8 protein-coding genes are annotated in these 12,038 nt (G+C 38.7%); 1 reads left to right on the top strand and 7 read right to left on the bottom strand.

Annotated features, from left to right (window positions below; translation table 11 throughout):
• Nucleotides 1–6: 6 nt before the first annotated feature.
• From NYE61_RS19535 to NYE61_RS19510, 6 genes are all read right to left on the bottom strand, one after another.
• Complete coding sequence (locus tag NYE61_RS19535; RefSeq protein WP_095310952.1) at nt 7–225, bottom strand: hypothetical protein; 219 nt, start codon at nt 223–225, stop codon at nt 7–9.
• A gap of 200 nt (nt 226–425) precedes the next feature.
• Nucleotides 426–1,841 (bottom strand): dihydropyrimidinase, encoded by a 1,416-nt coding sequence (gene hydA / locus NYE61_RS19530; RefSeq protein ID WP_095310954.1) that lies wholly within the window; start codon nt 1,839–1,841, stop codon nt 426–428.
• 39 nt (nt 1,842–1,880) lie between these two features.
• Entirely contained in the window at nt 1,881–3,149 is a 1,269-nt protein-coding gene (gene preA / locus NYE61_RS19525) for an NAD-dependent dihydropyrimidine dehydrogenase subunit PreA (protein WP_095310956.1), read from the bottom strand.
• Nucleotides 3,150–3,166: 17 nt separating this feature from the next.
• A complete protein-coding gene (locus NYE61_RS19520) occupies nt 3,167–4,528 on the bottom strand; it encodes an NAD(P)-dependent oxidoreductase (protein ID WP_251659416.1) in 1,362 nt (453 codons plus the stop codon).
• 875 nt (nt 4,529–5,403) lie between these two features.
• The gene (locus NYE61_RS19515; protein WP_095310960.1) at nt 5,404–6,864 is read right to left on the bottom strand and encodes a CoA-acylating methylmalonate-semialdehyde dehydrogenase; all 1,461 of its coding nucleotides are present in this window, start codon (nt 6,862–6,864) and stop codon (nt 5,404–5,406) included.
• Between the two features lie 137 nt (nt 6,865–7,001).
• Nucleotides 7,002–8,360, bottom strand: a complete 1,359-nt coding sequence (locus NYE61_RS19510) for an aspartate aminotransferase family protein (RefSeq protein WP_303447534.1) — start codon at nt 8,358–8,360, stop codon at nt 7,002–7,004.
• Nucleotides 8,361–8,576: 216 nt separating this feature from the next.
• Between NYE61_RS19510 and NYE61_RS19505 the strand changes: the two genes are divergently transcribed.
• On the top strand, nt 8,577–10,199 hold the full coding sequence (locus NYE61_RS19505; RefSeq protein ID WP_303447533.1) for a PucR family transcriptional regulator: 1,623 nt from the start codon (nt 8,577–8,579) through the stop codon (nt 10,197–10,199).
• A gap of 117 nt (nt 10,200–10,316) precedes the next feature.
• On the opposite strand, the gene NYE61_RS19500 is transcribed toward NYE61_RS19505, so the two are convergent.
• On the bottom strand, nt 10,317–11,792 hold the full coding sequence (locus NYE61_RS19500) for an amidase (RefSeq protein WP_095310964.1): 1,476 nt from the start codon (nt 11,790–11,792) through the stop codon (nt 10,317–10,319).
• Nucleotides 11,793–12,038 lie beyond the last annotated feature (246 nt).

Here is a 12,038-nt window from a genome sequence, read left to right as displayed (position 1 = left end):
CTGGTTTTATTGTTTTTGAAGTTGTCTTTTAATTAGTAGTGTCGTTACATACTTTCTACTATCAGCATTCAAAAGCAGAATGGACTTCATTTTGATTAAGCCCTCTTTTCGGAACTCCACCTTATCACCGTCCAAACTCCCTGTAATCGCAGTGATTTTATAACCGTTATTAACAAACTCATCAATTAGCTGTTTTTCTTGTAAAAACGCTTGATAGCTTGACAATGTGATCCCCCTAATCTAATCATTCTATTTTTTGCTGCTAAGATAGCATTTTCTAAATCCTATCCAGGGACTTTAAGTAAGAGCGATATCCCTTTCCTGAATACAATCCACCCTCCTCTTCATTTTTTTGTAAATTAAAACTGAAAAGCTGCTTCATTATTTATTCATCAAGCAGCTACAGGAGATTTCATGAAGTTCATTTAAATGCTTTTAACTTTTTCTTCTTCATTCATTTGCACAGAATTAAATTTGGCTCGTTTTAAGAACTTCCCTGTCCCTGGTTTGGCTATTAATTCCTTGTCCTTGATGACATATTCTCCGCGAGATAGAACTGTTACGGGCTGACCAATTACCCTCATCCCTTCCAAGGCGCTATAATCAACGGCCGAATGATGTGTATCAACGGAAATCGTACGTTCCACATTTGGATCGAATAGGACGATGTCAGCATCTGTCCCAGGCGCAATCGTTCCTTTTTGCGGGAATAACCCAAACAATTTGGCAGCCTGCGTTGAGACCATGTCAACAAATTGATTAATAGAAATGCGTCCTTTTTTCACGCCTTCAGAGAATAGAACGCTAAAACGATCTTCGACAAATGGCCCACCATTTGGAATCTTAGTAAAGTCACCTTTTCCTAAATCCTTTTGTCCATCAAAGTCGAAGGAACAATGGTCGGAACCAATTGTTTGCAGTTCTCCACTTTTCAAGGCATTCCACAATACTTCCTGGTTAGATTTATCGCGTAATGGCGGAGACCATACATATTTTGCACCTTCAAAATTAGCTTTTTCCAGATAGGTTTGATCAAGTACTAAATATTGGGGGCAAGTTTCTCCGTAAACAGAGAATCCTTTGCTTCTAGCTTCAGCAATTTGTTCCACTGCTTCTTTACAAGTGACGTGCACTACATATAATTGAGAATTAGCTAATGCCGTTAACTTCGCAGCACGGCCTGTTGCTTCACCTTCCAGTTCTGGTGGGCGAGTTAAGGCGTGATAGATTGGATCTGTATTGCCTGCTTTTAACGCTTCTTGTGTCAAGTGTTCGATAACATCCCCATTTTCTGCATGTACCATAACTAATCCACCATGGTCTTTTGCAGTAATTAGGGTTTGGAAAAGTGTTTCATCATCTGCTTGTAAAACATTTTTGTAAGCCATAAATACTTTAAAGGAAGTCACTCCTTCTTCAATTATAGAAGGTATCTCCTGTAAGACATTTTCATTTGCTTCTACGATTTGTAAATGAAATCCATAGTCAATCACTGCTCTGCCTTCTGATTTAGCATGCCATTTTTCCAAAGCACTTTTCAGCGGTTTTCCTTTTTCTGTTAAACAGAAGTCTATAACCGTCGTTGTTCCACCGTATGCAGCTGCAATGGTTCCGCTTTCAAAATCATCTTTTGTTACAGTTCCACCAAACGGCATCTCCATATGAGTATGCGGATCAATGCCTCCAGGGAAAACATAAAGTCCTGTTGCATCAATAACTTCTGCATAGACATCACTTAAATCCTGACCAATCGCTTTTACTTTTTCATCTTCAATTAATACGTCCGCTTGATACGTGTCTGTTGCTGTGACAATCGTTCCATTTTTAATAATTTTTTTCATCTATGATTCCTCCCTCATATAAAATTCTATCGACAGTAATTAGCGTCTTTCCAGTATCTCAATTGCTGCTTGACGGTCATTCCAGGACATCGGGGCTTCAGTTGGAATTAAATCAATCATGTCAATCGCACCGTCCACCGGACAAACGATGGAGCATAGATTACAGCCAACACAATCATCTTCTCTTACCCTCAGAATATCATTTCCATTTTCATCTGTAAGCATATCAATACATTGATGGGATGTATCTTCACAGGCTATATGACATTTATTACAATTAATGCAGACATCATTATTTATACGGGCAACCACCTTATGATTTAAATCCAGGTTACTCCAGTCCGTATACTTTTCAACAGATTTTCCTATTATGTCACTTAGGGAATCAATTCCCTTTTCATCCAGATAATTTTCCAAGCCCTCTGTTAAATCATCAATAATCCGGAATCCGTGATGCATCGCTGCTGTACATACTTGTACACCACCAGCACCCATCAGCATAAATTCCACGGTATCTTGCCACGTAGAAATTCCACCAATTCCCGATATCGGGATATTCACTTCCGGATTTCTTGCGCACTCTCCAACCATATTTAATGCAATTGGTTTCACTGCTGGTCCGCAATAACCACCGTGTGCCCCTTTTCCATTCACATTTGGAAGCGTGTTCCATGTATCCAAATCTACACCTATTAAACTATTAATCGTGTTAATTAAACTGATGGCGTCTGCCCCACCTCGAGCAGCAGCTTTTGCTGTTGCTGTTATATCTGTAATGTTTGGAGTCAGTTTCGTGATAACTGGAACCTCAGCAGCTTCCTTGGCATACATTGTCGTCATTTCTACTAAATCTGGATGCTGACCAATAGCTGAACCCATTCCTCTTTCAGACATGCCATGTGGACAGCCAAGATTTAGCTCAAACCCATCAACTCCGACGTCCTGAACTCTTTTTACAATCTCATGCCATTTTTCACGCTTAGGCTCTACCATCAAGGAAGCGATAATGACACGTTCAGGAAAAAGTTTCTTCGTTTCATAGATTTCTTTCAAATTAACATCTAGTGGTCGATCTGAGATTAATTCTATATTGTTAAAACCAGCAACTCGCTGTCCGTTAAAATGAGAGGCACCAAATCGAGAGGTGACATTTAATACTGGTTCTCCTAATGTTTTCCATACAGCCCCTCCCCATCCTGCTTCAAAAGCACGCTGTACTTGATATCCGGTATTCGTCGGGGGTGCAGATGCCAGCCAGTACGGATTAGGTGATTTGATTCCAGCAAAATTAATACTTATATCAGCCATTTACATCCTCCTTATATTTAATTAACTCTATTATGCATATCTGTTACAGATTCTTTAAAGCGTTCGTGAATTGCTAATGCCGTATCTTTTCCTTGTTGAGCAGCAGTTACGACCATTGCTTCTCCAAGCCCTTTGCCAAAAATCATATCTCCTGCAGCATACACTTTTGGATTAGATGTGATAAAAGTTTCTGGGTCAACTTTTACAACTCCGCCATTATGATTCAAACCAAAAGCCTCAATCATTTTCATATGTCTTGTTTGACCAATGGCTTTGACAACGATATCTACATCCATCAAGAATTCGGATCCTTCTTTTTCCACTGGTCGAGGGCGTCCATCTCCTTCAGCTTCATGTAACTCCATCTTCACGCATTCCATTTGTTTTACATGCCCATTTTCATCACTGATAAGACGTTTTGGATTGGTCAACCATCTAAATTCCACACCATCCTGTTTGGCAAACTCATATTCAAAATCATAAGCAGTCATTTCAGCTTCCGTTCTACGGTAAAGAATTTTCACATTGTCAGCACCAAGTCTCACAGACGTTGTCGCACCATCAACAGCGGTATTCCCTGCACCGATAACAGCAACACATTTTCCAATAAACTCCTCTGCATAGTCACCATTTTTCGTTCTTTCTACCAAGTCAATAGCGTCGTATATTCCTTCTAGTTCCTCGCCTTCAATTCCGAGCATTGGAACTTTGGACATTCCAATAGCTAGTACTATCGCATCATATTGTTCTACAAGATCATCCGCAAGAATATCCTTGCCGATTTCGGTATTCGTTCGAATTTCCACTCCTAAATTTTCCACTTGTTCCACTTCCCAAAGTGAAATATCTTTCGGTAGACGGAAAGGAACAATCCCAAATGTATCTAACCCACCAGCTTCACTTTTGGCTTCAAATATAGTTACTGCATAACCTAATCGAGCCAATTCACGTGCCGTTGATAAGCCAGCAGGTCCACTGCCGACAATAGCAACCGTTTTTCCATTCTTTTCACCTGCCTTAAATAATACTTCTTCATTCTTAATTGCCCAATCTGTAGCAAATCGTTGCAAATCCCCAATTGGAATAGGTTTGGTAGATTGATTTAGTACACAGGCACCTTCACAAAGTTCTTCTGTAGGACAAACTCGTGCACAACTAGCCCCGACAGGATTTGAATTCATAATCGTTGTTGCAGACCCCTTCAAGTTCCCAGAAGCAATCTTTTTAATGAACCCCGGTATATCAATCCCTGTTGGGCATGCTGTGATACAAGGTGCGTCATAACAATATAAACACCGATTCGCTTCATCCAGTGCTTCCTCGGAGTTAAAACTTGTTTTAGATTCCTCAAAGTTTGCTGCAAGCACCTCACCTGATATAAGATTTTTTAATAAATCACTCAATGATAAACCTCCCTTTATAACTCTTTTTAAAAATGAAATAGAAGATTACTATATATTCATGTTCAAAAAGGAGGATAAAAAGGACCGAGGTCGTCTAAGATTGCAACGTCCTTTTGCGACGCCGACACTAGCACATCCTGTGCATCGAAGTTCGAGGCGGCGTTGCTCCCCGTACCGGGCTTCCACAGGACGTGGACGGTTTTAACAGAAGTTCATTAAATCTTTTGGTACGTGAGGAACGGAAAAGCAGGCCAACGAGCTTCTCGCGTGTTGTGGTGACTTCGACGTTCGACACAGGATGTCTCGGTAGTTAGTCGAAGATCCTCTGTTCTCGATGTGTCATTTTTACCGGACTTTTTGAACAATCTCTATATACTTATGCGGTAACCTATTAGCAAATCACCATTTTAACTATAGCAATCTTCTTCATTAAAGCTTATTTGCTTATATTGCTGGAAATAATTATATAAATTCACTAGTGGTGTAAGAGAAGATCGAGAAAAGTGTGATGCCAAAAATTTAATTAGTATGACGTGAATTTACTAGAGGGTATCTTTCATCCATTTCTAAAATAGCGAATATTCCATTAATTAATTTTAATAATTTAATCTTAACAACTGCCCTACAATTTCGAAGAATTTTCTTCCTTTTTTTTGACATTAGAAAAATTTATATTTTACTTATGTCAAGCTAATTATACGGGGGCCAGATCGAATATTTTCTGTAACCGATCCCCCAAACAGATTAAATTTATTTTATCCTTCCTTCGCTATTCCTTGAACTTTACTTCAAAACTTAACAGAGCTTACCATTAACAATTCTGATAAGCTCCGTTATATGTTACCTAGGTGTTAAACCCACTTCGTCGTAATAACTTTCTTCCTCGTATAAAAATGCAATCCATCTTTTCCGTTCGCATGAAGGTCGCCATAAAACGAATCTTTCCATCCAGAGAATGGGAAGAATGCCATTGGTGCAGGTACTCCGATATTGACACCAAGCATACCTGCATCAATTGTCTCTCGGAACCGACGAACACTTCCACCATCCTTGGTGAAAATACAAGCACCGTTCGCAAAACGGGATTGATTGGATAAATCAATTGCATCATCCAAATCCTTCACACGCGCGATTGATAATACTGGTGCGAAGATTTCATCCTGCCAGATTTTCATTTCTGAGGTTACGTTATCGAAAATTGTTGGTCCAACAAAGTAGCCTTTTTGCTGAACTGCTTCATCATTTCGACCATCACGCACAAGTTTTGCTCCTTCTTGTTCTCCTGTTTCAATATAGTTCAGTGTTCGCTCTTTATGTTGCTCTCGAATCACTGGTCCTAGGAATACACCATCATCTAGCCCATTGCCAATTTCGATTTCATTGGCTTTTTGCGTTAACAGAGAAATAAATTCATCCGCAACGGAATCTTCAACCGCAACGACTGATGCTGCCATACAACGTTCACCAGCGGAACCAAATGCTGCATTCATGATTTGTGTTGTTGCATTATCTAAGTTAGCATCTGCCAGAACGATCGAATGGTTTTTAGCCCCAGCTAAAGCTTGCACGCGCTTCAGGTTATCCGTTCCGCGTTTGTATACATATTCTGCCACAGGCTGCGATCCAACAAAAGAGATTGCTGCTACTTTTTTATGATCCAGTAAACCATTAACGACATCATGTGCTCCATGCACAATATTAAACACACCTTCTGGTAAACCTGCTTCCTCTAGTAACTCTGCTAAACGATTTGCTAAAAGCGGGGTACGTTCAGATGGCTTTAAAACAAACGTATTTCCAGTTGCGATTGCCATCGGGAACATCCAGCAAGGCACCATCATTGGAAAGTTAAATGGCGTAATCCCACCAATAACACCGATTGGATAGCGGTATACACCAGACTCTAATTCTGTTGCAATCGATGGAAGCTGTTCTCCCATCATTAAGGACGGGGCACCTGCAGCAAACTCTACATTCTCAATTCCACGTTGCACTTCACCATATGCTTCCGCGTAACTTTTTCCATTTTCAATCGTAATGATTTTCGCTAATTCTTCCCAATTGTCTACGAGCAACTGCTGATATTTAAATAAAATACGGGCACGTTTTGGGACCGCTACTTCTTTCCATGATTGGAACGCCTCAGCGGCTACCTGTACTGCATGATCAACATCCTCTTTTGTTGAGACAGGTACGTTTGCAATCACCTCACCTGTTGCTGGATTGTACACGGCTTCCGTTTTATCTGTATTCGCTTCTACCCATTTTCCACCGATATAGTTTTTAACTTCTTTTACTGCTGTTTGTGTCAATTGAAATCCTCCTAGCTTCATCTTTTAGAAATATAGATTTCTTCTAGTCTAGCATTTTTATCCCAATAGGTTGACTAATCTGCACCTACTGATTTTTCCGAACACTTAACTGTTAATTTCCCTGGTTATGCATTTTGTTAGTTATCAGCATTCTCACTAAAAACTTTTCGTAAAACAGAAATAATAAAATCAATATCTTCATCTGTAGATGATAATGGAGGGCTTAGCGTCAAAATATTGTTATAACCCGCAACTGTATCTCCATTCTTACCAATTATCAATCCCCTGTCTTTACAATCCGCAATCAGCTTTCCTACACGTTCCTTTGAGCCTGGTTCCTTCGTCAGCTTATCTTCAACAATTTCGATTCCAGCGACTAAACCTAACCCACGTATATCCCCAACATAATCATAAGCTTTCAATTCATCTAATCCATTTAGCAAACGTTCTCCTAATTCTACAGATCGGTCAACTAAATTTTCTCTCTCCATAATTTCAATATTTTTTAATGCTACTGCACAAGCAGCTGGATTTCCACCAAATGTATTCACATGACGAAAATGGCTATTCTCTTCATTGCTTTTAAATGCTTCGTAAATATCCTTTCGAACTGCTGTTACCGATAGTGGTAAATAGGCACTCGTTAAGCCTTTTGCCATCGTTATCATATCTGGCTTAATATTAAAATGTTTATGTCCGAAAGATTTACCCGTTCTTCCAAACCCGCAAATTACTTCATCAATGATAAGAAGAACACCATGGCGCTTACAAATTCTCTCAACCTCTTCCACGTATACAGAATGTGGTATTAATACACCGCCGCCAGTAATTAATGGTTCCATAATAACCGCGGCAATCGTTTCCTTTTGTTCCCAAATAATTGTTTCTTCTATTTCTTTCGCTTTTTGTAAATTATATTCCTCAATTGATACTCCTTCTGGTTTCCGGTAGTTATCCGGTGGTGCAACATGTAAAAACCCAGAAGTCAGCGGTTCATATTTATATTTCCTTAATGCCTGGCCTGTTGCAGATAAAGCTCCCATCGAGCTTCCATGATAAGCACGATAACGAGAAAGAATTTTGTAGCGGTTTGTATCGCCATTCTGTTGATGATATTGACGAGCGATCTTAAATGCTACCTCATTCGCATCTGAACCGCTGTTGGAATAAAAGATCATATAATCATCGTCAAGCAATTCATTTATTTTCTCTGCTAACTGAATCGCTGGAAGATGGCTTTGTGTCATTGGAGTGTATGCCATTTTTTTAACCTGTTCATAAGCAGCTTTAGCTAATTCCTCGCGTCCATAGCCAACATTGACACACCATAATCCAGACATTCCATCAAGGTACCTGTTTCCTTCATGATCTGTAATCCAAGAACCTTTCCCTTCCTCTACAATCATTGGCGCATTTTCTTTACTATAGGGTGAAATATGATGCCACACATTTTGACGATCTTTTTCAACTAATGTTTGTTTTTGAAGCGTTTCCATTTTACCTTCTCCTTCCATGTTTAGATTTTCCTTTTAACGAAATGTCCATTTTGCTCATCATGTTGTATTTAGTTTCCTTTTACAGAATTCTTAATTATTAAGTTTGACACAACTTTCTTTCTATTACATAATTATTTTATATCGTTTATTTTAAAAAAGCATTTTACATAAAGTAAAATAAATCATTTTTTTATTTTACAATTTGGAGGGCAGTCCATGGAAAATTGGAAAGTAACTATAAATGATATATTAGGCAGAGACATATTTAAAAATGCGAAATTAATTGCTGGGGAAAAGGGAAAAGATCGGGAAATAAAATGGTCACATATTTTAGAGATGGAAGCGTTTGATTCATTTATAAATGGAGGAGAATTAATTCTTACTACAGGATCTAACATCGAATTTGACTCACCAGCAGGAATACCTAAGCTAAATAAACTAATTGAAAAAGATGTCGCTGGAATTTGCATTGAACTTGGAACACATGTGAAAGCAATAGCACCAGAAATTATAGCATTCGCTAACAAACACCATTTTCCCATCATAGCTTTTTCACAAATTGTTAAATTTGTAGATATCACCCAGGATTTACATACGATTATTATCAATAGACATCATCAAATGCTCAACCACCTACATGTTCTCTCGAATCAATTTAATGAATTATCTTTAGAACCAAACGGTATTTTAAAAATCCTAAAAAAACTGTACGATCTATTTCATGCTACTGCTTTACTCATAACCGATGATAAAAAAGCATTTTACTACCCGCTTAAACTTAAAGAGCGTACTGAATTTATGAACTTGATAATGAATAATTCTATAAAATTGGAACCATATAGAGATCATCTATTGGATAATGAATATTACACTACTTTTCCAATTAAAGGACTTGGTCATTCATGGGGAAATCTCTGTTTACAAAAGAAATCAAATGATTTGGATGAGTTTTCATTTTCCGTGATGGATCGTGCTTCATTAGCCATTGCGCAAATCCTGCTTCGAAATCGAACGATTGAAGAAAGAAAGCAAAACCAAGAAGAGGAAATTGTTCAAAAATTACTGCACGGCGAGGAATTTGAATCATCAATAGCACATAAATTCCTGCCTGCTCCTGCTAATAATTGTTATTACAGACTGATTCTTATTGAAAATAATTCCATTGAAGAAAACTTGAAAGAAGAAGATTGGGAAGAGATAAAGCTACAACAGTCTATCATTCTAAGATCATTATTAAAGAAAAATGGCTTCTTCCCAGCTATGTCTGTTACCAAAAATAAAATTGCAGTAATCGCCTCTTTCTATAAGAAGAGTAATACAATAAGAGATATCGACAGTTTTACTATTCTAGCAAAGGAAATTCGCAACATTCATGAGAATCATATTTTTCACGGAGATCATTATGGCATTGGGATAAGCAGTCTTCAAAAAGATTATAAAAAAATAGCTGCATGCTGTCATGAAGCAAACGAAGTACTTTTTATTCAGAAAAAGAAACTCTTGGATACGCTATTCTATCAAGAGATAGGGGTTTATCGTCTTTTATCAAAGCTTAACCAAAATGAATTAAAAGCTTATGTATCAGAGTATTTAGGTCCTTTATTAGAATATGAGGAAAAAATAAAGGGTAACCTGCTTTTAACCCTTTCTATATTTCTCGATACCATGGGATCCAAAAAAGAGACTTCTGACCGGCTTTATATTGTACGGCAAACGCTTTATCACCGTTTGGAAAAAATAGAAGAGTTACTTGGTGATGACTTTATGGAACCAACTAAAAGACAGGCGATTGAATTGGCAGTCAGCGCCTATAAAATGCTAAATAATACGGAATTCTAAAACCGAAAGAAAATAAAGGAAAACTCAAAAAAATAAGTGTGGTACCTATCACACATCATCTTAATTTGCAGAAGGTATCACGCTTATTTTTAAAATAATTGCTCTCCTATTTACTCGTTATATAGACGTTACGTGGACTGCAGGACGCTGACCCTGATTCCATTTCCCATCCAACGCTCGTTCAATCTGTGCTCCTAGTTGCAGAAGCAATCCATCATTTCCTTGACGTGCAAGGGCGTGAATTCCTAATGGAAGCCCGTTTTTAAGCTTAGCCATCGGTAACGAAATACCCGGAAGCCCACAAAGGTTAGCAATCGAAGTATAAGCAAATATGCTCCATAGATTCTCAAACCAATCGTACACAGATGGGTTATCACTAGTAGTCAAATATTCCTTCGTTCCAATTTTCGGTGTAGGTAATGCCATTGTTGGAGTTAGAATGATATCCCAAGCTTCAAAAAAGCTGCCTAGACTACGGGAGGTTTGATTAAAGGCAGCTTGCATTTTCGCGCGGTCCGTATAGGAAGCAATACGCCCTTCTTCCCATACTTTAATACACATTGATTCAATCAGTTTGACAGGTGGCCGTTCTAAGTTTTTTTGCTCCAACAACTCTGCAATCACTTGTGAAAAATTCATGATATAGCATGAAGTCTGCGCTTCGTAAGCAGTATGGAAATCAATATCAGGAATAACCCACTCGACGTGATGACCGAGTTTCTCAAGAAAACGTGCTGTCCGCTCCAATTCAGCAACAATTTCCGGTGTAGCCCGATAATCTCCCCACTCATGCGAAACCGCGATACGCAACTTCTCTGGATCCCGATGAATAAGCTCAGAGTACGGTTCTTTCGGCATCCAATAAGGCATAAACTCGCCAGGTGCCCCACCCCTGCAATTATCTACAAACGCAGCAGTATCACGAATCGTACGTGAAATGCATCCTTGAGCAGAGACAACTCCCATTAAATCCGAACCAGCAGGTCCTACCGAAAAGACCCCACGAGATGGCTTTAAACCAATATTTCCGTTTACACCAGCAGGTATTCGAATCGAGCCACCACCATCAGTCGCATGTGAGAGTGGAACGATACCAGCAGCAACCGAAGCTGCCGTGCCAGCAGAAGAACCACAGGTCGTATATTCAAGATTCCAAGGATTTCGTGTTACGTAGACTTCTGGATTCTCTGCTGAACTGCAGAGCCCAAACTCAGGTGTTGTCGTTCTACCTATAATATTAAGACCTGCTTTACGGATCTGCTCGGTCAGGAAGCTGTCAGCTTGAGAACGATTTCCTTGCATAAAAAGAGAGCCCATCTCTTGCAGACGCCCTTTGACAGTGGGGCCTAAATCTTTCATTAAAAAAGGTACTCCCGCGAATACCCCATCCGGATTTGTTCCATCTTTCATAGGTTCATTAATCGCATCATCAAAAACTTCAATAACAGCGTTAATTTCGGGATTTAAGGCTTTGATAGCAACGGTAACCTGCTTGGCCACCTCTTGCGAAGAAATTTGTCCATTCTTTACTAATTCAGCAAGACCGATGGCATCAAGATCAGCCCATTCATCCCAGTTCATCACTTTTCCCATAAAATTTCTCCCCTTTAAACCCGCTCTGATTTGATGGTTGTACATGGTTAGAATTAATCTTCATTATATAAAGTGCTTTCATTAAAAAATCAGTACAAATCTATTGTTATTCCTATCCTACAAGAGATTCATTTGATTTGCATTTTACAATGTGTCTAATAATTTCCATATTTTCATACAAATTGTACAGATCACTGTATTATTTGCAGCTTAACCTTTTAATAAATAAAAAGTAACAATAAAGAT

Origin of the sequence: Oceanobacillus sp. FSL W7-1304, from assembly GCF_037969805.1 — a bacterium.
Classification (GTDB): domain Bacteria; phylum Bacillota; class Bacilli; order Bacillales; family Amphibacillaceae; genus Oceanobacillus; species Oceanobacillus profundus.
Note: the sequence above shows the minus strand (reverse complement) of the source record. Positions and strands in the feature narration are given on the sequence as shown.

Excerpts from the sequence above, each read along its gene's own strand:
- hydA (WP_095310954.1), bottom strand. The coding sequence starts at position 1,841 with ATGAAAAAAATTATTAAAAATGGAACGATTGTCACAGCAACAGACACG.
- preA (WP_095310956.1), bottom strand. The coding sequence starts at position 3,149 with ATGGCTGATATAAGTATTAATTTTGCTGGAATCAAATCACCTAATCCG.
- NYE61_RS19510 (WP_303447534.1), bottom strand. The coding sequence starts at position 8,360 with ATGGAAACGCTTCAAAAACAAACATTAGTTGAAAAAGATCGTCAAAAT.
- NYE61_RS19505 (WP_303447533.1), top strand. The coding sequence starts at position 8,577 with ATGGAAAATTGGAAAGTAACTATAAATGATATATTAGGCAGAGACATA.
- NYE61_RS19500 (WP_095310964.1), bottom strand. The coding sequence starts at position 11,792 with ATGGGAAAAGTGATGAACTGGGATGAATGGGCTGATCTTGATGCCATC.